This window comes from Rhizobium sp. WSM1274, assembly GCF_025200775.1.
Taxonomy (GTDB): Bacteria; Pseudomonadota; Alphaproteobacteria; order Rhizobiales; family Rhizobiaceae; genus Rhizobium; species Rhizobium leguminosarum_I.
Map to the genome: position 1 here is coordinate 2,181,453 of NZ_CP104138.1, position 23,463 is coordinate 2,204,915.

General features: G+C 60.8%; 26 protein-coding genes, 1 tRNA gene, 1 pseudogene and 1 riboswitch. Of the genes and pseudogenes, 15 read left to right on the plus strand and 13 right to left on the minus strand.

What is annotated here, in order from left to right:
- Positions 1–31: 31 nt before the first annotated feature.
- The 3 genes and pseudogenes from rpiB to N2600_RS11075 all read left to right on the plus strand — a co-directional run bounded on the left by rpiB (position 32) and on the right by N2600_RS11075 (position 2,477).
- Positions 32–482, plus strand: a pseudogene (rpiB, locus tag N2600_RS34460) (ribose 5-phosphate isomerase B).
- Positions 483–723: 241 nt separating this feature from the next.
- On the plus strand, positions 724–1,488 hold the full coding sequence (locus N2600_RS11070; protein WP_017964420.1) for a DUF599 domain-containing protein: 765 nt from the start codon (positions 724–726) through the stop codon (positions 1,486–1,488).
- On the plus strand, positions 1,488–2,477 hold the full coding sequence (locus N2600_RS11075; protein WP_260298745.1) for a heparan-alpha-glucosaminide N-acetyltransferase: 990 nt from the start codon (positions 1,488–1,490) through the stop codon (positions 2,475–2,477). Before N2600_RS11070 ends, N2600_RS11075 begins: the two co-directional genes overlap by 1 nt.
- A 25-nt stretch (positions 2,478–2,502) precedes the next feature.
- On the opposite strand, the gene N2600_RS11080 is transcribed toward N2600_RS11075, so the two are convergent.
- Together N2600_RS11080 and mgtE are read right to left on the minus strand one after the other, a co-directional pair.
- On the minus strand, positions 2,503–2,895 hold the full coding sequence (locus N2600_RS11080) for a MerR family transcriptional regulator (protein WP_018072195.1): 393 nt from the start codon (positions 2,893–2,895) through the stop codon (positions 2,503–2,505).
- 63 nt (positions 2,896–2,958) lie between these two features.
- Positions 2,959–4,374 carry a magnesium transporter gene (mgtE, locus tag N2600_RS11085; protein WP_260110900.1) on the minus strand — a complete coding sequence of 472 codons (1,416 nt, stop codon included), beginning with the start codon at positions 4,372–4,374 and terminating at the stop codon, positions 2,959–2,961.
- Positions 4,375–4,616: 242 nt separating this feature from the next.
- Here mgtE and N2600_RS11090 point away from each other — a divergent pair, with 242 nt between their 5' ends.
- The 3 genes from N2600_RS11090 to N2600_RS11100 all read left to right on the plus strand — a co-directional run bounded on the left by N2600_RS11090 (position 4,617) and on the right by N2600_RS11100 (position 6,402).
- Complete coding sequence (locus N2600_RS11090; protein ID WP_260110901.1) at positions 4,617–5,111, plus strand: peptide deformylase; 495 nt, start codon at positions 4,617–4,619, stop codon at positions 5,109–5,111.
- Positions 5,112–5,209: 98 nt separating this feature from the next.
- Entirely contained in the window at positions 5,210–5,728 is a 519-nt protein-coding gene (locus tag N2600_RS11095) for a BON domain-containing protein (protein ID WP_260110902.1), read from the plus strand.
- 308 nt (positions 5,729–6,036) lie between these two features.
- A complete protein-coding gene (locus N2600_RS11100) occupies positions 6,037–6,402 on the plus strand; it encodes a hypothetical protein (RefSeq protein WP_222385086.1) in 366 nt (121 codons plus the stop codon).
- A 95-nt stretch (positions 6,403–6,497) separates the two neighbouring features.
- Here the strand turns inward: N2600_RS11100 and N2600_RS11105 are convergent, their stop codons facing one another.
- Positions 6,498–7,142, minus strand: coding sequence for a methyltransferase family protein (locus tag N2600_RS11105; RefSeq protein WP_222294846.1), 645 nt, complete (start codon positions 7,140–7,142; stop codon positions 6,498–6,500).
- A gap of 259 nt (positions 7,143–7,401) precedes the next feature.
- A complete protein-coding gene (gene lipB / locus N2600_RS11110) occupies positions 7,402–8,121 on the minus strand; it encodes a lipoyl(octanoyl) transferase LipB (protein ID WP_260110903.1) in 720 nt (239 codons plus the stop codon).
- 182 nt (positions 8,122–8,303) lie between these two features.
- Between lipB and N2600_RS11115 the strand changes: the two genes are divergently transcribed.
- The 7 genes from N2600_RS11115 to sugE all read left to right on the plus strand — a co-directional run bounded on the left by N2600_RS11115 (position 8,304) and on the right by sugE (position 14,276).
- Positions 8,304–8,388, plus strand: a tRNA-Leu gene (locus tag N2600_RS11115).
- 97 nt (positions 8,389–8,485) lie between these two features.
- Positions 8,486–9,436: a DMT family transporter gene (locus tag N2600_RS11120; RefSeq protein ID WP_017964428.1), complete on the plus strand. Its 951-nt coding sequence runs from the start codon at positions 8,486–8,488 to the stop codon at positions 9,434–9,436.
- Positions 9,437–9,533: 97 nt separating this feature from the next.
- On the plus strand, positions 9,534–10,238 hold the full coding sequence (locus tag N2600_RS11125) for a hypothetical protein (RefSeq protein ID WP_260298746.1): 705 nt from the start codon (positions 9,534–9,536) through the stop codon (positions 10,236–10,238).
- Positions 10,239–10,313: 75 nt separating this feature from the next.
- Positions 10,314–12,323 carry an acetyl-CoA carboxylase biotin carboxylase subunit gene (locus N2600_RS11130; protein WP_260110905.1) on the plus strand — a complete coding sequence of 670 codons (2,010 nt, stop codon included), beginning with the start codon at positions 10,314–10,316 and terminating at the stop codon, positions 12,321–12,323.
- Between the two features lie 426 nt (positions 12,324–12,749).
- Positions 12,750–13,148, plus strand: a complete 399-nt coding sequence (locus N2600_RS11140; RefSeq protein WP_222385090.1) for a hypothetical protein — start codon at positions 12,750–12,752, stop codon at positions 13,146–13,148.
- A 132-nt stretch (positions 13,149–13,280) separates the two neighbouring features.
- Complete coding sequence (locus N2600_RS11145) at positions 13,281–13,748, plus strand: YaiI/YqxD family protein (RefSeq protein WP_260298747.1); 468 nt, start codon at positions 13,281–13,283, stop codon at positions 13,746–13,748.
- A gap of 213 nt (positions 13,749–13,961) precedes the next feature.
- Positions 13,962–14,276: a quaternary ammonium compound efflux SMR transporter SugE gene (gene sugE, locus N2600_RS11150; protein WP_260110906.1), complete on the plus strand. Its 315-nt coding sequence runs from the start codon at positions 13,962–13,964 to the stop codon at positions 14,274–14,276.
- A gap of 42 nt (positions 14,277–14,318) precedes the next feature.
- Here sugE and N2600_RS11155 read toward each other — a convergent pair whose 3' ends face one another.
- The 7 genes from N2600_RS11155 to crcB all read right to left on the minus strand — a co-directional run bounded on the left by N2600_RS11155 (position 14,319) and on the right by crcB (position 19,923).
- On the minus strand, positions 14,319–14,711 hold the full coding sequence (locus N2600_RS11155) for a DoxX family protein (RefSeq protein WP_003559672.1): 393 nt from the start codon (positions 14,709–14,711) through the stop codon (positions 14,319–14,321).
- 137 nt (positions 14,712–14,848) lie between these two features.
- Positions 14,849–16,381, minus strand: coding sequence for an acyl-CoA carboxylase subunit beta (locus N2600_RS11160; protein ID WP_170278150.1), 1,533 nt, complete (start codon positions 16,379–16,381; stop codon positions 14,849–14,851).
- A gap of 103 nt (positions 16,382–16,484) precedes the next feature.
- Positions 16,485–16,946 (minus strand): hypothetical protein, encoded by a 462-nt coding sequence (locus N2600_RS11165; RefSeq protein ID WP_260110908.1) that lies wholly within the window; start codon positions 16,944–16,946, stop codon positions 16,485–16,487.
- A gap of 67 nt (positions 16,947–17,013) precedes the next feature.
- Entirely contained in the window at positions 17,014–17,799 is a 786-nt protein-coding gene (locus tag N2600_RS11170) for an ATP12 family chaperone protein (RefSeq protein WP_260110909.1), read from the minus strand.
- Positions 17,800–17,808: 9 nt separating this feature from the next.
- Positions 17,809–18,462: an HAD-IA family hydrolase gene (locus N2600_RS11175; RefSeq protein ID WP_260110910.1), complete on the minus strand. Its 654-nt coding sequence runs from the start codon at positions 18,460–18,462 to the stop codon at positions 17,809–17,811.
- Positions 18,459–19,451, minus strand: coding sequence for an RluA family pseudouridine synthase (locus N2600_RS11180; RefSeq protein WP_017964438.1), 993 nt, complete (start codon positions 19,449–19,451; stop codon positions 18,459–18,461). The genes N2600_RS11175 and N2600_RS11180 overlap by 4 nt, the downstream gene beginning before the upstream one ends.
- Positions 19,452–19,545: 94 nt before the next feature.
- Entirely contained in the window at positions 19,546–19,923 is a 378-nt protein-coding gene (gene crcB / locus N2600_RS11185; RefSeq protein WP_170278152.1) for a fluoride efflux transporter CrcB, read from the minus strand.
- Between the two features lie 122 nt (positions 19,924–20,045).
- Here crcB and N2600_RS11190 point away from each other — a divergent pair, with 122 nt between their 5' ends.
- Complete coding sequence (locus N2600_RS11190) at positions 20,046–20,312, plus strand: hypothetical protein (protein ID WP_222385094.1); 267 nt, start codon at positions 20,046–20,048, stop codon at positions 20,310–20,312.
- Between the two features lie 123 nt (positions 20,313–20,435).
- Here N2600_RS11190 and N2600_RS11195 read toward each other — a convergent pair whose 3' ends face one another.
- Positions 20,436–21,464, minus strand: coding sequence for a DUF1775 domain-containing protein (locus N2600_RS11195; RefSeq protein ID WP_260298748.1), 1,029 nt, complete (start codon positions 21,462–21,464; stop codon positions 20,436–20,438).
- A gap of 73 nt (positions 21,465–21,537) precedes the next feature.
- Complete coding sequence (locus N2600_RS11200) at positions 21,538–21,918, minus strand: hypothetical protein (RefSeq protein ID WP_222385096.1); 381 nt, start codon at positions 21,916–21,918, stop codon at positions 21,538–21,540.
- Positions 21,919–22,075: 157 nt separating this feature from the next.
- Positions 22,076–22,168, plus strand: a riboswitch (glycine riboswitch).
- A 156-nt stretch (positions 22,169–22,324) separates the two neighbouring features.
- Between N2600_RS11200 and gcvT the strand changes: the two genes are divergently transcribed.
- Complete coding sequence (gcvT, locus tag N2600_RS11205; protein ID WP_260298749.1) at positions 22,325–23,461, plus strand: glycine cleavage system aminomethyltransferase GcvT; 1,137 nt, start codon at positions 22,325–22,327, stop codon at positions 23,459–23,461.
- Positions 23,462–23,463 lie beyond the last annotated feature (2 nt).

A 23,463-nucleotide genomic window follows, 5' to 3' on the forward strand; every position in this document is an offset into this window, starting at 1 on the left:
AAATTGCTTTGGAAAACGGAACCACTTCTCCATGACAGCCACCAACCGCATCGCCCTCTTCAGCGACCACGCCGCCATTCAGCTCCGGCAGGCTATTGCCGGTCATATCGCGCCGCAAGGCTGGATAGCGGTCGATATCGGACCGAAAACGCCGGAGAGCACACACTATCCTCACCACGGCCAAGCGGCGGCGCGTCTTGTCGCCTCCGGCGATTGCCGCTTTGGGCATCATTTTATGCGGTAGCAGCCAAGGCATCATGATGGCGGCGAACAAGGTAAAGGGCATCCGTTGCGGCGTCTGCGCAGACCCGTTCTCAGCCCGCATGATCCGCCAGCACAACGATGCCAATATGCTTTCGATTGGCGTGCGCGTGGTGGGCGAAGGGCTGGCGCTCGATATCGTCGATGCATTCCCGACCGCTCGTTTCGAGGGCGGCCGGCATGCGACGCGGGTGGGGATGATTGAGGCGCGGGAGGGGTAGCGCCGTCCTTTTCTCGTTCTTTGGGTTCCATCCCTAATCCCCAGGCTGACGGATCACCGCATTGCTTCATTTAGGCCCAGAAGATGCCGGTCGGCTATCCGCCAAGCCTTGTCGTTTCCCGACGGCTCGATTATGCCGAACTGCCGCATGGCCAAACTCGCGTAAAGCCGCCGAACTCGGCCATGCAGCATAATCCGACTTGCGGCATAGTGGTCGCGTTCATGCGGAGACCGAATCACTGATGACGACGGCGGATTATATCGCTCTGACTTTCTTTGCCTTTGTCTGGATGGGCTATTCCTGGCTGCTCCACGGCCGCACCTTCTTCGGACGCACCAGCCTGACCCATGCGATGACCGAACGGCGCCGGGAGTGGATCTACAATTCGCTGCGCCGCGACCTGAAGATGATCGACACGCAGATCATGGCCGGCCTGCAGAACGGCACCGCCTTCTTTGCCTCGACCTCGATCTTCGCGATCGGCAGCTGCTTTGCTTTGCTCGGCGCGACGGAGAAGGTCGATGCCGTCTTCGCCGACCTGCCCTTCGTCTTCCATGGCGGCCATGCCGTCTTCGAGATGAAGGTCGGTGGGCTGGCAGCGCTTTTCGGCTACGCCTTCTTCAAATTCGGCTGGTCCTATCGACTGTTCAACTACTGCACAATTCTCTTCGGCTCGATCCCGATGATGCGCGACAGCGAGCGCGACGTCATCGCCGCCGAGCGGGCGGCCGAACGCGTCATCCGCATGAACGTTATTGCCGGCAGCAATTTCAACGAGGGGCTCAGGGCGATCTTCCTGTCGATCGGCTATCTCGGCTGGTTCATCAACCCCTATGTCTTCATGATGACGACGGCGATCGTCATCTTCGTGCTGACACGCCGGCAATTTTTCTCGCAGGCGCGACTGGCGATCATGGATGCCGGTCCGCCTTCAAATCTCCACCTTTCTGCTATTGGCCGCGATAGTCCGTCGAGCGGCGGAAATGATTTGCCCGAGGGACTTTGATGATATTGCCGGCAACGAAAGCCGATGCGGCGGTAAAACCGCCGCGCATCGGTCTATTGGATACGGCGCGCGGCGTCGCGCTGATCGCCATGGCGAGCTACCATTTCAGCTGGGACATGGAGTTCATGGGCTATCTCGCGCCGGGCACGGCCGAAACCGGCTGGCTGAAGATCTATGCCCGGGCGATCGCCACGACCTTTCTCTTCATCGTCGGCATCAGCCTGGTGCTCTCGAGCACGCCCGAGATTCGCTGGCCCTCCTACTGGAAGCGCTTCGGCATGATCGCCGCGGCAGCCGCGCTGATCTCGATCGCCACGCGCATCGCGATGCCGAACGAGTGGATCTATTTCGGCATCCTGCATTGTATCGCGGTGCTCACGCTTATCGGCGTCGTTTTTTTGAGGTTGCCGCTCGCCTTCACGCTCATCGCCACGCTCGCGCTCTTTGCCGCCTGGATCACCGACAATTTCGGGCCGCCCGGCCTGCTTCGCTCATCCTTCTTCGATCCCAGATATCTCGCTTGGATCGGCCTTGCCGTTACGCCGGAACGCTCTAACGACTACGTCCCGCTATTTCCCTGGGCAGTGCCCTTCCTCGCTGGATTGAGTATCGCCTCGATCGCCATCAAAACCAGGCTGCCCCAGCGGCTTGCCGCCATTGGCACCGGTTCCTGGTGGCCGGCAAGGCTCGGCCGCCACAGCCTTGCTTTCTATCTCATCCATCAGCCGGTGTTGATCGGCATCGCCTATGGGCTTTCCCTCGTCGTCCCGCCGCAGGCGCCGGATCCGCTCGCGACTTACCTAAGGCAATGCAACGCCTCTTGCGTCATGCAGCAAGGCGAAGCGCTTTGCCGTGGCTTCTGCCAGTGCACGCTGGACAAATTGCAGGCCCAAGCCCTGTTCACGCCGTTGCAGGCGGGAAAGATCGATATTCGGAACGACGAGCGGGTCCAGACGATCGCCGCCGAATGCAGCGCCGAGGCACAATAGAGGTTGGCAACCCCGTAGCCGCTTTTCAGGTGGTGACGCCGATTTCGGCGAGGCGGCCGAGGCAGGTCTCTTCGATAGAGTCGAGTTCCGCCAGCGTGTCGTCGATATCCTTGCGCTTCTGGCGCAGGTCGTCGCGCTTCTCGTCGACGCGCTTCATCAGGAGCTTCAGCTGGCCGAGTTCGCCCGGCGGCTCCTTGTAGACCTGTATGATCTCGCGGATTTCTGCGATGGTGAAACCGATGCGCCGGCCGCGGAGGATTTCCCCGATGAGGCGCCGGTCGGCCTGCCGGAACAGACGGGTGCGCCCGCGCCTCTCCGGATGGATCAGTCCCTCGTCCTCGTAGAAGCGGAGCGTGCGCGTCGAGACCCCGAATTCGCGCGTCAGTTCCGTTATGCTATAATATTTGTTCACCGGCATGTGTTCCCCGTCGTCGGACAGACGATAATATTGACTTTTACGTAATAGTCAATTTTTGGCCGTTCAGATGCCGAACCACCAGGTAGCGATGCCGAGAAAGGCGAAGAAGCCGGTACAATCGGTCACTGTCGTGACGAAGACGGAAGAGGCGATCGCCGGGTCGGCGCCCATCTTGTCGAGCAGCAGCGGCAGAAGGATGCCGGCAAGAGCGGCTGCCATCAGGTTGATGACCATCGCCGCTGCGATCACCGCACCGAGCTGGTAACTTTGGAACCAGATCCCGGCGATGGCGCCCATGATCGTCGCGAAGACGATGCCGTTCAGGATGCCGACGCCCGCCTCCCTGCGGATGATGCGGCCGGCATTGTAGATGTCGAGATCGCGGGTCGCGAGCGCGCGCACCGTCACCGTCATCGTCTGCGTGCCGGCATTGCCGCCCATCGAGGCGACGATCGGCATCAGCACGGCAAGCGCAATCATCTTCTCGATCGAGCCGTCAAACAGCCCGATGACACTGGCCGACAGCATCGCCGTGCCAAGGTTGATCAAAAGCCACAGGAAGCGCGAACGCACCGTCGAGAGCACATTGTCCGAAAGCTCTTCGTCGCCGACGCCGCCGAGGCGCTTGATGTCCTCGTCCGCCTCCTCGTGGATGACGTCGACGACGTCGTCGATTGTCAACACGCCGACCAGCCGGCCGTTCTCATCAACGACGGCGGCCGAGAGAAGGTCGTACTGCTCGAAGAGCTGGGCAGCCTCCTCCTGATCCATCTCGGCTGGAACCGGATGGTTCGTCTCGCGCATGATCTGCTCGATTTTCGTCTGCCGCTTGGTGCGCAGGATCTGATCGAGATCAACGGCGCCGAGCAGCTTGAAGGTCGGGTCGATGACGAAGATCTGCGAGAAGGAATAGGGCAGATCCTCCTCGTCGCGCATGTAGTCGATCGTCTGTCCCACAGTCCAGAACGGCGGCACGGCGACGAATTCCGTCTGCATGCGGCGCCCGGCCGAACTTTCGGGATAATCGAGCGCCCGGCGCAGCCGCACCCGCTCGGTGAACGGCAGCTGGGCGAGAATTTCTTCCCGGTCTTCCTTATCGAGGTCTTCGAGAATGTAGACGGCGTCGTCCGAATCGAGCTCGCCGATCGCGGCGGCGATCTGGTCGTTCGGCATCTGGTCGACGATCTCGCGGCGGATCGCCTCGTCGACTTCGGTCAGCGCCGTCATGTCGAAATCGTCGCCGAGCAGGCGTACCAGCGCCAGGCGCTGATCCGGCTGGATCGCCTCCAGCAGATCGCCTATTTCGGATTCGTGCAGCCGGGCGACATTCTGGCGCAGGAACAGCGTGTCGCGATCGGCGATTGCGGCGCCGACAAGCGCCAGGAAATCGCCGCGGACATTGCCGTCCTCGTCGTAGATATCGGCTTCCTCGTCATCAGGACGCCTGCGAATGCGGTCTTCCCCATCGGTCGTCGTCATCTGCCGCCCTCGCATCTGGTTCGAATTTCAACGACTGCCGCGCCGCATTCGCAAATGTTGGCCGAAAACACATTATCAACAAGCGGATAAGTGAATCCAGCGCGAGGCTCCCGCGGCCGGAATTCTTGGCCCCTGCTAGCCCAAAGCACCGGTGTCGTAAAGCGGCAAACCGCGCTTCGTAATGACAAGGCCCGCGGCCGGCGATAGTTTCCTCACCCGTCCAAGCAGAGGAAGCCTGCCCCATGCCCATCCGTCCGATTCTGCGCTATCCACATCCGGGCCTGAAGACTGTCTGCGCGCCGGTGACGGCCTTCGATTCCTCGCTCGCCACGCTTGCCGACGATCTGCTGGCGACGATGCGCGCAGCCCCCGGCGTCGGCATCACTGCCGCCCATATCGGTGTCTTCAGCCGTGTCACGGTGCTGGAACTCGACAAGGCCGACGGCGTGCGCCTCTATGTCAATCCTCATATCACCTGGTTTTCGAAGGAGACGGTGAGCCATACCGAAGGCAGCGTATCCATGCCTGGCGCGACCGACGAGGTGACGCGCCCGCGAGCAATCCGCTTCCGCTATCAGGATGCCGAGGGCGCCGTGCACGAGGACGGTGCCGAAGATTTCCTTGCCATCTGCATCCAGCACGAAGTCGACCAGCTCGATGGCATTTTCTGGCTGCAGCGCCTCTCGCGGCTGAAGCGCGACCGTCTCGTGAAGAAATGGGAGAGGGCCGAGAGTTAACAATCACAACTGACAATCACGGCTGACAAATCGCCGTCCGCACCGAACCATTCGCCGCTGCCGGCGTTTCCAGCAAAAGCAAGAAAGGAGCGACTGCAATGGCAAGGATCGGTGACAAAACCCCGATTTCCCGGGAAAAGCCTGAGCTTTCCCGTGAAGAGGATTATCGCGACCTCGAAGAACGCAACCTCGATGACGGCTGGCCCTATGCCGATGACAGCGGCGCCGGCACCGGCGGCCCGGATAATGGCCCTTACGGCGAGACTGCGGCCAATTTCGACAGCGATCCCAACAAGGGCTTCCGGATAGACGGCACGGATGAGGACGGCAACGAGAACCGCCTGAAGGATTCGCTGCGCGCCGATACGATCGAACGCGATGAAAGTGACGAGCTGGAAGCGCGGGTGAACGACAATCTCGAAAACATCCCTGATGTCGATATCGACAGCATCGAGGTTCATGCAGACGGTCACGTCGTCACCCTGGAAGGTTCGGTGGAAACGATCGGCATCGCCCGCAAGGTCGAACTCGCCGCGCTTTCGGTCGACGGTGTCCATCATGTGCGCAACAAACTGCAGCTGACCGGTGTCGACGCGCATATCCCGAACGAGGACTAGCGTCACGCATACGGACAATCGGCGGAAGGCGCCGATCCCTCCCGCCCGCCTGTTACATTACCAAAAGTTAACAATTCCAGATTGTAGCCCGATACGGCTTTTGAGGTACCGTATTTTGCCGTTTTACTTAGGCAGGTTTTGTAACGCGAACGTCAATTTCGTTGATAACACCGTGATTTCATTTGGACAAAAGGTCGCGGCTGCGTCGCCTTTTTATCACAAAATTGCCTGAATTGGGGCGCGAACTCGTGTTTGCCGAGGGTTAGTTTATGTTGTGGAATTCAACAACAGATTGAGGAGATAGACCCATGCGCATCAAATTTACCCTTGCCGCTTCCCTGTTCGCCGTCAGCCTTGCAGGCGCTGCCTTCGCCCAGCCGACCTATTCCGATGACTACACCAACGACAGCGACGGCTTCGCGCCGAGCCCGACGTCGAAACCGGCCCCGGTCCACTACAGCAGCCGCAAGGCCCCGGCCTATTCCAGCGACTATACCAATGACAGCGATGGTTTTGCACCGAGCGCCATGGCAGCCCCTGCCGTCGACAAGACCGCAACGGCCAGCATCACGCCGCTGCCCCCATGCCACAGCATGATCGGCCCGAAGGGCTCCCACACCAAAGGTGCCGACAGCGGCGCCTCCCGCACCGAAGCATGTCGCGCGACGCATTGAACCGATAGAAGACCTGGATCCGATTAAAGAAAGGGATCCGACAAAAGAAAGGGCCGGAAACCGGCCCTTTCTTTTCAATCCATCTTTATGTCGTCTTAGAATGCCAATGGAACGAGCCGGTAACGGGTCGTGGCCATGAAAGCCTCGTAAGCAGGATCCTGCTTGAGCAGACCTTCTTCCGCCAGGAGGCGGAAACATTGTGCGGCCAGGGCCGTCGCATAGATGGCGAAATTCCAAAGGCTCGGATGAGCCAGGAAGAAGCCGATGTGTGTCATCAGATATCCCGCATACATCGGGTGGCGGATAAATTTGTAAGGCCCGCCGATCTTGACGCCGCGATTGGCCGGCACCAGGCCGAAGCTTCGCCGCAATGTCAGCTTTGCCGATATCTGCAAGATGAAACCGAGCGCCATCACCGTCCCGCAGAATGCGAGCGGCGCTAGCGGCTGTGTCGCGGAGGGCGCGGCAAGCAGCGGAAAGATCGTGCCAATGGCGGTAACCGTCCAGTCGAAGAAGCGTAGCGACGCATTTCTCGTCGGCCGGCGGGTCAGGATGAGGAATGCGGCAGCTCCCTCCGAAACGATCAGCAGGCAGTCGATGATCGCGCGATCGTCCTGCATCTGCGGCAGGACCCGCATGACGATCCCAACGAAGAAATAACCGATGAGAACCTTCTCGATAATATCGACAACGAAATACACATCGAGGAACGACCAGCTTGCCGCTGCTTTTTTTCTCATTGTCCTCGGACTTCCATATTCACACTGCTGTGATGTCCTATATATTTCCGCCGCTAATTATCGGTTAAAACGCTGGCTCAGATCTGATGGTGAAGCGATTGCCGAGCCTGACTGTAGAAAGACTCGAACGTCCAAGGGTTCCTCGACAGCGACCTCAACGCCACGCGACCGCCAAAGCTTCCACGAAGCATTGTTCCCCTAGAAACAGCCGAAACCAGCCTTTCTTTCCGATACAAATTGCCCCGGTCGCCGCGATCAGTCAGGTCTCGCCGGTCGTTTCGCCGAAAACCGCTTCGAAGGCGGTGCGCAGCCGGATATCGACATCAGCCACCATCACCGGCAAGCCAAGATCGACGAGGCTGGTCACGCCATAGGCCGATATCCCGCAGGGCACGATGCCGCCGAAATGATCGAGATCGGGATCGACGTTGAGCGACAGTCCGTGGAAGGTCACCCATTTCCGCAGTCTTATGCCGAGGGCGGCGATCTTGTCCTCGGCCATCGTCCCATCGGCCAGCAATGGCTTTTCCGGCCGGCGCACCCAGACGCCGACGCGATCTTCACGTCGCTCACCGCGCACATTCATCATGTCGAGCGTGCGGATGACGACATCTTCAAGGGCGGCAACGAAGGCGCGCACGTCCTGACGCCGCCTCTTCAGATCGAGCATGACATAGGCGACGCGCTGGCCGGGCCCATGATAAGTGTATTCACCGCCACGCCCGGTCGCAAAGACCGGAAAACGGTCCGGCTGGACGAGGTCCCTCTTATTGGCGCTGGTGCCGGCAGTATAGAGCGGCGGATGTTCGACGAGCCAGACGAGCTCATCACCGCCATCTGATATCACCGCCACCTCGCGCTCCATCGTCTCCACCGCCTCCTCATAGGGAATGAGGCCATCGGCGATGCGCCAACGGACCGGCCGCGTGCCGAGTTGGGGAAGCATGGAGAATTCGAGATCGGTGCGAAGCATGGCCATTCCTTGCCGCTCTCCCCGAAATGCCTGTGAAATAGGGGCGGCCGGACAGCTATATGGACCCGTTTCGGGGCCAATTCAAATGCTGTGACCGGTTTTCAAAAAAACTGTCATATCGCCCTTGTGCACCCCAGATGCTTTTGCTACATGCTGCCCCGCCGACGCAAATCGGCACCTACCACGATGCGGTCGTGGCGGAATTGGTAGACGCGCAGCGTTGAGGTCGCTGTGGGGCAACCCGTGGAAGTTCGAGTCTTCTCGACCGCACCATTTCCCTTCGGGGAAACGCTTTCTAAGCGAAGATTTCGTTTTCACCTCGAAGCCATTTGCGATTGCTCGGCTTGATCGCCCGGCCTTCTCATGGTTGATGGCGTCATCCTCGCAAGAATCAGCGGCCATGTCAGCGTCCCATCAAAATCCCCTGCAGGGCATGGCCATCATGTCCGGCGCCATGCTCATCCTGCCGACCATGGATGCGATCGCCAAATATATGGCGACCTTCGAGGCGATGTCGCCGGGTCAGGTGACCTTCTACCGATTCTTCTTCCAGATTGCCTGCACCCTGCCGATTCTTTTCGCCCTTTTCGGGCTGAAGGCGCTCTCGGCCAAACGGCCATGGATGAACCTGCTGCGCGGTGTGCTGCACGGTGCTGCAAGCCTGCTGTTCTTCGTCGCCGTCAAATACATGCCGCTCGCCGATGTCTTCGCCATCTATTTCGTCGAGCCCTTCATGCTGACCGCCCTGTCGGCGCTGTTTCTCGGCGACAAGGTCGGCTGGCGGCGCTGGACAGCGATCGTCGTCGGTTTCGCCGGCGCCATGATCGTCATTCAGCCAAGCTACGAAATTTTCGGCTTGAAGGCGCTGCTGCCGGTCGCCTGCGCCTTTCTGTTCTCGCTCTATCTCTTCCTCAACCGCGCCATCGGCGAGGCCGATTCGCCGCTGACCATGCAGACAATGGCCGGCATCGGCGGAACGGTCTTCATGGCGGCTGCCCTTCTCGTCGGCAGCAGTTCCGGCAATGCCGATTTTACCGTCTCCCTGCCCTCCTCCATGCTCGGCCTTGTCCTGCTTCTCGCCCTCGGCTCGATCTCGGGATATGCGCATATGCTGGTGGTCCGGGCTTTCCGGCTCGCGCCGCTGTCGCTGCTTGCGCCGTTCCAGTACTTCGAGATCATCTCGGCGACCGTTCTCGGTTATGCGCTGTTCAACGATTTCCCGAGCTTTTCCAAATGGATCGGCATCTTCATCATCGTTGCCTCTGGCCTCTTCATCATCTGGCGCGAGCGGCTGCAGGCGCAATCGTTAAAATCTTCCTGACCTCGGGAATGTCGGGTTAACTCCTCTTCTTGAGGGATCGTCAATTCGCCGGCGCTAAAATTGTCTCCGGTTTCATGATGAAGCCTGGAGTTAAAACATGAGCGAATTTCGTCTCGCTTTTCCGGCCTGTGTGGTGGCCGGCAAGCATCGGCTGACGGCCGAAGATATAGTGCTGCTGCGCAAACATGCTTTTCCGGAGGGCATCCGGACATCCGACGATGTCGTGGCGATGTTGGCGCTCAATAATTCCTGCCCTGAAAAATGTGCCGCTTGGAACGCTTTTTTCGTGGAGCAGCTCGCCGGCTTCATCGTTCATTATACCTATCCGCAAGGCTCGCTTGATGAAATCAACGTCGCCTGGATCATGCGCATGTTTACGACCGATAGTGTCGTCAACTCGGCGCTGGAACTCGAGCTCATTCTTCACGTCATGGAGATCTCGGCCGATGTCCCGGGCGAGTTGAGAGCGCTCGCCCTCGATCAGCTCCGCCTGGCGATCACCGACAATATCGGTGGCTACAAGCTGTCGCGTGCCGTCGATCGCCGGGCCATCACCCGCCAGGACATCGATTTCACGATGCGCATCTTTAGAAGCGTCGCCGAAGGCGGCGTTATCCCCGTCTCGTCGGTCGAATATGGTGTGCTCCAGCAGATCGAGCAAGCAACTCTGGCCTGCGCCAATCATCCGCACTGGGCGGGGATCATGGCCGCCGTCAAGCTGCGCGACTATGCCGAGCCGCGGCGCAGCCGCTGGCTGCGCATCGTCGACGAGGAACCCGTCTCGGAAGCCGCTGTCGCTTGACGCTCCGCAAGCCTGATTGTGCGTTCCGGTGTTTTATGCGTAAAACTCCGGAATGCATTTCTGGGTGGAGTCTCGATGTTCAAGAAAATCCTGATCGCGAATCGCGGCGAAATCGCCTGCCGCGTGATCAAGACTGCGCGCCGCATGGGCATTCTGACCGTCGCGGTCTATTCGGATGCGGATCGGGACGCGCTGCATGTCGAGATGGCCGACGAGGCTGTTCATATCGGCCCGGCCGCAGCGTCGGAGAGTTATCTGGCTGCCGAAAAGATCATCGCGGCCTGCAAGGCGACGGGCGCCGAGGCGGTGCATCCCGGTTACGGCTTCCTGTCCGAACGCGCCTCCTTCTGTGCCGAACTGGAAAAACAGGGCATCGTCTTCATCGGCCCGAAGCCGAAGGCCATCATGGCGATGGGCGACAAGATCGAATCGAAGAAATTCGCCAATGCCGCCGGTGTATCCACAGTGCCTGGCCATCTTGGCATCATCGAGGATGCGGCCCATGCGGAGGTGATCGCTGGCGGGATCGGTTATCCCGTCATGATCAAGGCATCGGCTGGTGGCGGCGGCAAGGGCATGCGCATTGCATGGAACCAGGCAGAAGTGCGCGACGGCTTCGAGCGTGCCCGCTCCGAGGCGAAAAGCTCCTTCGGCGACGACCGCGTCTTCATCGAGAAGTTCGTCGTCGAACCCCGCCATATCGAGATCCAGGTGCTGGCCGACGCGCATGGCAATGTCGTCTACCTCGGCGAACGCGAATGCTCGATCCAGCGGCGGAACCAGAAGGTGGCGGAAGAGGCGCCCTCGCCCTTCCTCGATGATGCCACCCGCAAAGCGATGGGCGAGCAATCGGTGGCGCTGGCCAAGGCCGTCGACTACCAGAGCGCCGGCACGGTCGAATTCATCGTCGACCACGACCGCAATTTCTATTTCCTCGAAATGAACACCCGCCTGCAGGTCGAACATCCCGTAACCGAACTCATCACCGGCATCGATCTTGTCGAGCAGATGATCCGGGTCGCAGCGGGAGAGCCCCTTCCCCTCACCCAGGAGGATGTCAGGCTCGACGGCTGGGCGATCGAGAGCCGGCTCTATGCCGAAGATCCCTACCGCAACTTCCTGCCCTCGATCGGCCGCCTGACAAGTTACCGCCCGCCGGCGGAAGGCAGGACCGGCAATGTCGTCCTCCGCAACGATACCGGCGTCTTCGAGGGTGCCGAGATTTCGATGTATTACGATCCGATGATCGCCAAGCTCTGCACCTGGGCGCCGACACGGCTTGAGGCGATCGACGCCATGGGCCGGGCGCTCGACGGCTTCGTCGTCGATGGCATCGAGCACAATGTTCCTTTCCTGTCGGCGCTGATGAAACATCCGCGCTGGCGCGAAGGCCGGCTGTCCACCGGCTTCATCGCCGAGGAATATCCCGATGGTTTTGCGCCGATGAAACCGGACCCGGCGGAAGAAGCCGTGCTTGCGAGCATTGCCCTCTCCGCTTCGCTGATTGAGACGAACCGCCGCGAACGTTTCGCCGATCGCCTGCGCGCCGCATCGGGCGCGTTGCGCGAAGATTGGATGGTCAAGATCGGCGACAAGTACGTCGCGGCACGATTGCTCGACGGTCTCGTCACCATCCCCTTCGATATGGACATCGCGATCGAGGGCGAGAACAACAGCGTTGTCACCGATTGGAGACCCGGCGACCCAGTCTGGAGCGGCAAGGTCGGAGGTCGCGACATTGCCGCGCAGATTCGCCCCGTTCTAAACGGGTTGCGTATCGACTGGCAGGGGCTTTCGGTGATTGCCAAGGCCTTTTCGCCGCGTCATGCCGAACTCGACAGGCTGATGCCGGTAAAGCTGCCGCCCGATACCTCCAAGCTCCTGCTCTGCCCGATGCCCGGCCTCGTCGTCGCCATCGCAGTTGCCGAGGGCCAGGAGGTCAAGGCCGGTGAGACGCTTGCGATCGTCGAAGCGATGAAGATGGAGAACGTGCTGCGCGCCGACCGCGATCTCGTCGTCTCGAAGATCAATGCCGCGGCCGGCGAAAGCCTGGCCGTCGATGCCGTGATCATGGAATTCGCCTGAGAGGAAGAGACCGGGCGAATGGCTGTTTTCGCTTGAGCCGAGTTCGTCGACCTTCGCGTCGGGGCTTGCCCAAGTCAGTGGTCATCGGCAGGCCGGCGCCGGCCAGGAGACCTCCATCTTGTCACCGGCCGACTGCCGAAGATCGTCGCCTGGTACTTGCGAGGTAAGAGCCAAACCGAGCCGATAATCACCCACAACGACGCCGCTTGAAGACATCAACAGAAGCATCGAGCTGATGCACCAGGGCAAGAGCATCCGCTGCGTGGTCTTGTACTAAACACTGCCATAAAGACTGCGGGCTTGAAGTAAAACTGCCCGCTACCCCAAAAATAACTGGCCGGATCTGCAAAGGGCTTCACCAAGTGTGAAGCCCTTTCGTGTTACCGCTTCGGTGCTTGGCACTCATGCTTTGGCAAAGGGGACCCTATGATCTTTCGGACTGTTATTTCGGCTTGCGCATTTGTGTTACTGCCCGCCATCGCACTTGCGGACCCCACAGGTTCCTACAAGGTCGCCGGCACCAGCGAGGACGGCAGCGAGTATCGGGGCACCGTCAAGGTGCTTCGCAACGGCGAGACTTATATCGTCGACTGGATGATCGGCAAGAACGAGTCGATCGGCACCGGCCTCGGCGCAAAATTCAGTGGCGATCGTTTCGAAATGGGTCCGGCAAGCGACGAGGACACGGCGATCTCCGTCGGTTACGTCTCCAAGGAGAATTTCGGCATCGCCATGTATTTCGAGCAGCCGGACGGCAGCTGGCAGGGTGTCTGGACCTATGGCGGCTCGGAAAAGGTTTCGAGCGAAATCTGGACTCGTGAGTAAACCGCGCGTATCAGGCGTCGGCATTGGATCCGGAAGTTTTTAGGTCCGGATCTAAATCAAAGAATTAGAGCATGATGTCTTGCGAAAACCGCACACTTTTCGGCCTCGTGCCCTGAGTGAGGTAAACAGCCTTTGATCTATGTCGACGCCGATGCCTGCCCGGTAAGGCCGGAAATCCTGAAGGTAGCCGAACGCCACGGCCTCGAAGTTACCTTCGTTGCCAATTCCGGCCTGCGCCCCTCGCGCGATCCGATGATCCGCAACATCATCGTCTCCAACGCCTTCGATGCCGCCGACAACTGGATCGCTGAACGCGCCGGCACGGGCGACGTCGTTGTCACCGCCGATGTGCCGCTCGCCGTGCGCTGCGTCGCGACCGGCGCCTTCGTCAGCGGACCCACAGGGCGCGTCTTCGACGAGACCAATATCGGCATGGCAAGCGCCATGCGCGATCTCGGCGCGCACCTGCGCGAAACCGGCGAGAGCAAGGGCTACAACGCCGCCTTCAGCCCGAAAGACCGCTCACGCTTCCTCGAAACCTTCGATCGCCTCTGCCGCCGCGCCAAAAGCCTTGCCGCGGAGGCTGACGGGCAGCCGTGATGCAGCAACTAAAGGTGCGATAGCGTCCTTTGCACGTCTGAACGACGCGCGGCGCTGTAAGCGACAAGAAGCGGCCGGCATGGCAGCTGTGCCGATTCCGATCTTGAACACCGCCGCTTCCTCACGCATATAGGCTTCATCGCAGACGACTGCGGCATCCTCCAGGATGCAACTGTCGCGGGGACGGCCTCGCTCTTCAACAAGGAGAGTCGCATGGCCTGGTTTCTGCTATTTCTCGCCGGTCTTTTCGAATGTGGTTGGGCAATCGGCCTTAAATATACCGGTGGCTTCACCCGGCCGCTGCCGACGGCGCTGACCGTCATATCGATGGTCATCAGCATCGTGCTGCTCGGCCTGGCGGTGAAGCATCTGCCGATCGGCACTGCCTATGCGGTCTGGACCGGCATAGGCACGGTCGGCACCGTATGTCTCGGCATCTGGCTGCTTGGTGATCCGGCAAGTGTCTCCCGCCTTGCCTGCATCACGCTGATCGTCGCCGGCATCGCCGGTCTCAAGCTTACCGCCTGATGTGAGGTTGAGGGGCGTCGCCGACGCCCCTCAGTGTATCGTTCAGGCTGCCTTGCGGTTATCGACGGCAAAAGCGCCGGGACCGGAGAAGAACAGGTAGAGGAAAACGAAGCAGAACAGGATCGCGGCGTCGCCCTGGTTGACGGCCGGGAAGAAGCTGTTCGGGGCATGCGCCATGAAATAGGCGACCGCCATTTCGCCGGCCAGCAGGAAGGCGACAGGCCGCGTCAGCAGGCCGACGAGAATGAGGATACCGCCGATCAGCTCAAGAAGGGCGGCGAAAAGCATCAGCGGCGGCAACGGGCCGGCCATCTGCGCAGCCGGGAAAGCGAAAAGCTTCATCGTGCCGTGTTCGATGAACAGCAGCGCGGTGATGATTCTGAGAGCGGCCAGCCCATAGGGGCGATAGGCAGAAAGACGCTCGAAAGTTGACATTAAACCTCTCCTTTAAAACAATGAGAGTCGAGCGTTAGCCTGTCCTCCGCAGGGATTGAACACACGGATCGCTGACGGCCGTTCACTTTTTCGACAGCTAAACACCTGAGCGGACAGTTTTATTCGTCGGCCAGCCGTCAAAGCGGAATGTTGTCGTGTTTCTTCCACGGATTGGCGAGATCCTTGTTGCGCAGCATCTTTAGACCGCGCGCCAGCCGCCGGCGGGTCGAGTGCGGCATGATCACCTCATCGACATAACCGCGCTCGGCGGCGACGAAGGGCGAGAGGAACCTGTCCTCATACATTTTCGTATGCGCGGCGATCTTTTCGGGATCGGCGATATCCTTGCGGAAGATGATCTCGACAGCACCCCTGGCGCCCATCACGGCGATCTGCGCCGTCGGCCAGGCATAGTTGAGGTCGCCGCGAAGATGCTTTGACGCCATCACGTCATAGGCGCCGCCGAAGGCCTTGCGGGTGATGACGGTGAGCTTCGGCACCGTCGCCTCGGCATAGGCAAAGAGCAGCTTGGCGCCGTGCTTGATGAGGCCGCCATATTCCTGCGCCGTCCCTGGCAGGAAGCCCGGCACGTCGACGAAGGTGACGATCGGAATGTTGAAGCAATCGCAGAAGCGCACGAACCGGGCCGCCTTGCGCGAGGCGTCGCTGTCGAGAACGCCGGCCAGCACCATCGGCTGGTTGGCGACGACACCGACGGTGGAGCCTTCGACGCGGCCGAAGCCGCAGACAATGTTTTTGGCAAAGCTCGCCTGGATCTCGAAGAAATCCCCCTCGTCCGCCACCTTCCGGATCAGTTCCTTGATGTCGTAAGGCTTGTTGGAGCTCGCCGGCACCAGCGTATCGAGCGACATGTCGACCTCCGTCACCGACTGATAGCATTCGATCTCGGGCAGCGGCGCGGTATTCGAAAGCGGCAGGAAATCGATCAGCCGGCGCACCTGCAGCAAGGTTTCGACATCATTGTCGTAGGCGCCGTCGGCAATCGACGAGCGAACCGTATGCACGATAGCGCCCCCGAGTTCTTCCGCCGTCACCGTCTCGTTGGTGACGGTTTTCACCACATCGGGACCGGTAACGAACATGTAGGAGGTGTCCCGCACCATGAAGATGAAATCGGTCATGGCAGGCGAATAGACATCGCCGCCGGCGCAGGGACCCATGATCACCGAGATCTGCGGTATGACGCCGGAGGCGAGCACATTGCGCTGGAATACCTCCGCATAACCGCCGAGAGCCGCCACGCCCTCTTGGATACGGGCGCCGCCCGCATCATAAATACCCACGATCGGCGCGCGGTTCTTCAGCGCCATGTCCTGCACCTTCATGATCTTCTCGGCATGCGCTTCCGATAGCGAGCCGCCGAACACGGTGAAGTCCTTGGCAAAGACGAACACCGTTCGGCCGTTGACCGTGCCCCAGCCGGTGACGACGCCGTCGCCGGCAATACGGCTCTTATCCATGCCGAAATCGGTGGAGCGGTGTTCGACGAACATGTCGAACTCCTCAAACGAGCCTTCGTCGAGGAAGAGGTCGATGCGCTCGCGCGCCGTCAGCTTGCCGCGCTTATGCTGGGCGTCGATACGCGCCTCGCCGCCGCCGAGGCGGGCAATGCCCCGGCGCCGTTCCAGTTCCTCGAGAATTTCCTTCATGCGATCTCCCTCGCCGCTGCGGGCGGCAATCCGGCGGTTAGATTATGCGCTAGAGCAAGATGCCGAAGAGTGTGCGCGGTTTTCGGGCAACATCATGCTCCAATTATTTAGCGCCGCGCCCGCTGAGTGAGAAAACCGAGCGTATCCTTGCCGCGACGTCATCGGCCAGAATCTCGTCGGCAAGCTTGGGATCGGCGGCGATGCTGGTCACGTCGAAGGCACTGACGGCGATGACCGAGCCGTCTTCGACCGAGGCCGCATCGATGCTGATCTTGGCGACGTTGCGGTCCTTCTGGAAGCCGAGGCCCTTCTGGACGGAAACCACGCGGATCGTCAGCACCACCCGCGGCAGCACGGTGTCGCGCACGGTAGCGTTGATCGCCGCGTTGACGCGATCGTTGACGCCGGAAAGCAGCTCGGCCGGCATGTTAGGGCCGGAGAGAACGACGGCGCTGCGCACATCATAGACCGGCGCCGCCGGCTTGGTGGCCGAGAGGCTGCCGCAGGCCGTGAGCGCGACACAGATGAGTGTCGCCCGGCAAAAACACGACCTCAGCCAATTCATTGCAAAATCCCGCACCACCCCGTTGGAGTCGCAGACTTCGTCATAATGCATTGGAAGGCAATATGTTTCAGGCGCTTAGGGCGAAAAAAACATCCGCTGCGGCTTTGAACTCGGCAAAGCGCTTGGCACGCCGCTGCTCGGCTTCCTCGTCGCTGCCCCAATGCTCGATCGTCCAGTCTTCGTCGAGATGGGCCAGCGACCAGGCCTCCTCCACCGTCACCCGGCCCTCGGCCAAGGCGAGCGCCAGGATCGCCGAGCCGGTCAGCGTGGTGACTGTGTGGAGCGCGGCAAGTGCCATCGGGTTATCATATCTCGCGAGTGTGACGGCGAAGGCGGCCGTCGCCTCGCGCGGCTGCTCATGCGGCATCACCCCTTCGACGAGGATGAACCGGGCGCCGAGATCATTCGCCGCCCAGTCGATCACCGGATCCCAGCGCTCGGCTTGGCGCTCGACCAGCAGTTCCGGCTCCTCGGCGCGGTAGCAGATGAGGTCGCTGGCGGAAAAGCGCAGAATATCTTCGAAGATCGCCTGCGCATTGGCGGCAACGCCGTCGAGTGCGGTGTTGACGAGCCGCGTCACCGGCATGCTCATAGGATTGATCTCCTCGCCCTGCGCCTGCCATTCGGCAGCGACAAGCCGCGCCAGCGCCTCGGTCGGCACGGCGAGAACCTGCCGCGCCGGTGTGCGCACCATCTTGCCGTCGAGCGTAATCGCAAAACCGCCCTCGTGCTCGGCAACGGCGACATCGGTATAGAAACGCTTCGGCAGCGGCTTCTTCATCTGGATCTGCGCGCGGCGGATGGGATCGGGATGGCTCAGGCCTTCGGAAAGGTCGTTCAGCAAATCGCGCATGGGCTCACCTCAGGAAAAATGACGCAATATCTCGTTCGGATGGTAGGCGATCGCATCAGCGCCGTTGGCGATCAGCTCATCCACGCTGGCATAGCCCCAGGCAACGCCGATTGCCTTGGCGCCGGCAGCCTTTGCCATCTGCATATCGTAAACCGCATCGCCGATGACAATGGTGTCGGCAGCATTCATGCCGGTTTCATCGCAGCATTCCGTCACCATGGCCGGATGCGGTTTGGACGGGCAATCGTCGGCGGTGCGTGCGACGATGAAATGCTTGTCGAAACCATGCGTCTCCATCACGAGATTGAGCCCGCGGCGGGATTTACCCGTGACCGCGCCGATCAGCAGGTCGTCGCGCCCGATGATCGCATCGATCATCTCGCCGATGCCGGGAAACAGCGGCTCTTTGTAATCGATATCCTGACGCACGATCGAGAACAGCGATTTGTAATGCGCCGTCATGTCGACGTCTTCCTGCTCAACATGTGGCCTGCCCAGCATGCGGGCAATCGCGATATCGAGGGACAGGCCGATAATGGCCTTGGTGTCTTCAAAGCGCGGTTCCGGCTTGCCGAACTTGTCGAAGGTCCTGCGCATGGTTTCGTGGATCAGACCGGCGCTATCGACCAGTGTGCCGTCGCAATCAAAAAGCGCCAGTTTCATTCGGCGTCCCTTTCGGCACCGGCGAGGTCGAGGCCGAGAAGGTTCCAGGTCTGCACCATATGCGACGGCAGCGGCGCGGTGACGCGCAGGCGCCCGCCGGAGGGGTGCGGGATGTCGATGCGACGTGCGTGCAGATGCAGCTTCTTCTGGACGCCGCCTGGAAAATCCCAATTCGGATCGTCGTCGAAATATTTCGGGTCGCCGATGATCGGATGGCCGATATGCAGCGCGTGCACACGCAGCTGATGGGTACGGCCGGTATAGGGTTCCATCTCCAACCAGGCGAGGTTCTGGGCGGCGGTTTCGAGCACGCGATAGAAGGAAACGGCGTGATCTGCTCCGTCCTCGCCGTGTTTGGCGATCCGCATGCGGTCGCCGTCGATCGTCGGCTCCTTGACAAGCCAGGTCGAGATCTTGTCCTCGTGTTTGCGCGGCACACCCTTGACCAGCGCCCAGTAGGTCTTCTTGGTATCGCGCTCGCGGAAGGCGGCCGTCAGTTTCTGTGCTGCGCCGCGTGTGCGGGCGATGACGAGAACACCCGATGTGTCGCGGTCGAGACGGTGAACGAGCCGCGGCTTCTCGCCCTTCGGGCTGGTCCAGGCTTCGAGCATCTGGTCGATATGCCTGGCCACACCCGAGCCGCCCTGCACCGCAAGACCAGGAGGCTTGTTGAGCACGATTACCTTTTCGTCCTCATGCAGCACCATGCGCGACAGCAGCTCGAAATCCGTCGAATGCTTGAGATCCTTGCCGGCGATCGGTCCGGATTTCAGCTTCGCATCGACGTCGAGCGGCGGCACGCGCACCGTCTGGCCGGGCTGCACGCGCGCATCCGATTTGACACGTCCGCCGTCGACGCGCACCTGGCCGGAGCGCAATAGCTTCTGCAGCGGACCGAAGCCGAGCCCCGGAAAGTGCACCTTGAACCAGCGATCGAGCCGCATGCCCGCTTCGTCAGGTTCAATCTTGATATGTTCTATGCCAGCCATAAGAAATCTTTCGGAAATTGCAGCGCAGGCCGAGCCGGCGTTCTTGCCGCAGCCTTTAGAGCATTTTCACGCAAAACGGAAACCGGAATCGAAATCAGGCCAAAGCGCGCATGGTGGCGAGCCCGGCTATGACGGCCGCCATTGAAAATCCGACGCTCGCAGCGATATAAATACCCCCGGCGACGGTCTCGCCGCGCTCGAACAGCGAGATGGCGTCCAGCGAGAAGGCCGAGAAGGTAGTGAAGCCGCCAAGGAAGCCGGTGATCAGCAGGAGGCGCAATTCCACCGAGGCGTTGAATTTCCGCGCGATCAGTTCTGCGAAGACGCCGATGACGAAGCAGCCGACGACATTGACGGTAAGCGTGCCCCAGGGGAATGCCGGCCCCATCAGTTTCAGCGCCCACCGGCCGACATAATACCTGAGAACGGAACCGATAGCGCCGCCGAAGGCGACAAGGAGAGCCTGGATCATGAGCCGGATTTACCGCGTTGTGAAAGTGATTCCAATCGAGCTCATATGAATTCTTACCATTTTGTAAAATGCCAATGATTTTCTTATGAAGGCACCAAGATCACGCCGATACGGTGATTGGCATGACCCAGCTCCTGTCCGTATCGGCCAATACCGCCGCCATTGCTTTCGAGTCGCTGCGAATCCCGCAGCGTGTCGCGACGAGCACTGCGGCGCGCGACGCACGGCGCGTTGCCGACCGGCAGTTGAAGCCCGAAGGCACTGAGGAAATAGACGAGCCCTCCAGCATCATCCAGTCGACCGAAGTGGCACTCGACCTGATGGCCAAGGGCAACCGCCAGCCGCAGGCCGGCCTGAAACAGGCGCTGCGATCCTACGAAGACTTCTGAGGCGATCGCCTTCCAAACGACAGCCCGCGACTGCGGTTACAGTCGCGGGCTTTTCTGATTTAACGACAGCGCCGCGCGTCTTTTCAGACGCGCAAAGGACGCTGTAGCACTTTGAATGGCCTCTCACTTGCCCTGGGCGGAGAGCACCTGCAGGACCAGATCGACTTTGCCGGCCTTTTCGAAGGTCAGCGTCACAGGCACCGTGTCGCCCTGCTTGAACGGCGTCTTCACCTTCTGGAACATCAGATGCAGGGTGCCGGGCTCAAGCTTGATCGTCTCGCCCGCGGCGATGGCGACACCGTCCTTCAGCTGGCGCATCCGCATGACGTTATCCTTGGTCTCCATCTCGTGGATCTGAACCTCGCCTGATACAGGCGACGTCACGGACAGCAAGCGATCGTCCGTCTTGCCGTTGTTTTTCACTGTGAAAAAGCCGCCGCCGACCGGCTGGCCGGGCAGCATTGCCTTGGCGAACCCGCCGGAGATTTCGAGATCGCCGGCCTTGACCGTTTCGACAACCGGTGTAGCAGCGCCCATGCCCGCCGTCCCGCTCATGTTCATACCGGACATGTCCATGCCGGCCATATCCTCATGGTCGTGACCGTGGTCTTCGCCGGCCATGACCTTCAAAAGCGGTGCCGGGCTTTTCAGCCCATGCGCATCGCCGCCTTCTTTTGCCACCTGGTCCCAGGCCGTGACCATATCGCCGCATATCTGTGTCACCGGAAAGGCGAGCGAGGTGCCGGCCTCGACGCCTGATACTTTCCCCTGGATGACGAAAGTGTCGTAGAAATCGTCGGCGAGATTGCCGTTCTTCCAGCGCACTTCGATCGCGCCCTTGTTCACCCTGTCGCCGTGATTGTCGTAGGTCTTCTGATAGTCGCCCTTGATCACCTCGAGCTCCCAGCCGGCTTTCGGTTGCGGTTTGGCGAAGACGAAGCCTTCCGGCAGCTTGACCCGCACTTCCGTGGTCGCCTTGCCGTCGCAGCCGTGCGGCACCTGCAGCGTGGCGAGAATGGTGCTGTCCTGCGTCGCTTGCTTGTCGAGGAAGCTCACATGGGCCTCGGCGCCGGCAATGGCGGTTGCGGAAAGAAGGGCGGCAAGCCCTAGCGTTTTGCCGAATGTCTTGCCAAAAGTCTTGATGGTCTTCATCGGATATCTCCTCGCCGGCCGCGGTATTTTCTCGGGCGGACCGGCATGCTGAATCATAGGCGGTGGAGGAAGATCAGACGAGAATGGGAGGCGCGCGCGAATTCGGCCGCCAGACGGCGCTTGCGCCTGAAACGGCCGATGTTTCGATCGGCGCGTTGATCAGCGCAGCGAGTTCGCGCTCGAGCCAAGAGTCCGCATCCGGCGTCGGCAGGATGGTGGAGACCGACAGCCGGCAGGCTTCGCAATTCGGCTTGAAGGCAATGGTCTTGCCGTCGGCATCCTTGACGGTGACGCAGAGCGAGGCGAAGGTGCCGTCGGGCAGCACATAGGCCGCGGCATCGTAGCCTTCGGCAGCGACAGCCTGCGGCGCCTGATGGGCAAGGCCGAGCAAAAGCAGGCTCAATGCGCAAAGCATGCGCAGGAAGAGCGTCGCTTTCAGTCCGGTCTGCCGCATGAGATCCCCTTCAACAGAAGGCCGCGATAGCCGGTTTTAGCACGGAATGCAAAAGCAGATTTGCCTGAGATCAACGCTTGCTGGGAATAAGACGACAAAAATTTGCCCGGTCACGACATTTGGTCTTGCCAAGTGCTGCACCCACCGGATAATTGCGCCAACCTTGTTGGGAGAAGCCGGTGCGTTTTTTGCCGGTGCCGAAGGAGCAACCGCCCCGGAAACTCTCAGGCAAAAGGACCAGCAAGGGGCAGACGGAACTCTGGAGAGAAGCGTTCTCGAAACGCTCGCCGAAGGGATAACAATCTCAGGCACAGGGACAGAGGGGGCTCAGGAGAGAAGTGCGCAACCGCGCCTTCAGATTTGAGCCCGCGCCTTCTGGGGAAGGCGCAAACCCCGGAGGCGTCTTTTGGACGATACTGCTGCCCTGAAGAAAACCCCGCTGCATGCCCTGCATCTTTCGCTTGGCGCCCGCATGGTGCCGTTCGCGGGCTATGACATGCCGGTGCAATATCCCGCCGGCGTGATGAAGGAACATCTTCACACCCGCGCCGAAGCCGGTCTCTTCGATGTCTCCCATATGGGCCAGGTCATCGTGAAGGCGAAATCGGGCAGCTACGAAGATGCGGCGCTAGCGCTCGAAAGCCTGGTGCCGGTCGATATCCTTGGCCTTGCCGAAGGCCGCCAGCGCTACGGCTTCTTCACCGACGATACCGGCTGCATTCTCGACGACCTGATGATCACCCATCTCGACGACCACCTTTTCGTCGTCGTCAATGCCGCCTGCAAGGAAGCTGATGTAGCCCATCTCAAGGCCCATATCGGCGACCAGTGTGATGTCACCGTCCTCGACCGCGCGTTGATCGCGCTTCAGGGACCACGCGCGGTCGAGGTTCTTGCCGAACTCTGGGCCGATGTCGCGGCAATGAAATTCATGGACGTGCGCCACTGCCGCCTGCACGATGTTTCCTGTCTGGTCTCGCGCTCCGGCTATAGCGGCGAGGACGGCTTCGAGATCTCGATTCCATCAGACAAGGCCGAAGATGTCACCATGCGGTTGCTCGAACATCCCGATGTCCAGCCGATCGGCCTCGGCGCCCGCGATTCGCTGCGCCTCGAAGCCGGTCTCTGCCTCTATGGCAACGACATCGATACGACCACCTCGCCGGTCGAGGCAGCGCTGGAATGGGCCATGCAGAAGGCAAGGCGCGGCAACGGTGCGCGCGCCGGCGGCTTCCCGGGCTCCGGCCGCATCCTGTCCGAACTCGAAAACGGCGCCGCGCGCCGCCGCGTCGGCCTGAAGCCGGAAGGCAAGGCGCCGGTGCGCGGCCATGCCAAGCTCTATGCCGATGCTGAGGGCAAGGTCGAAATCGGCGACGTCACTTCGGGCGGCTTCGGTCCCAGCGTCGAAGGCCCCGTCGCCATGGGATACGTGCCGGTCTCCCACGCTGCGCCAGGCACGCTCGTCTACGCCGAGGTGCGCGGCAAATATCTGCCGATCACCGTCAGCGCCCTGCCCTTCGTCACACCGACCTACAAACGCTAAAC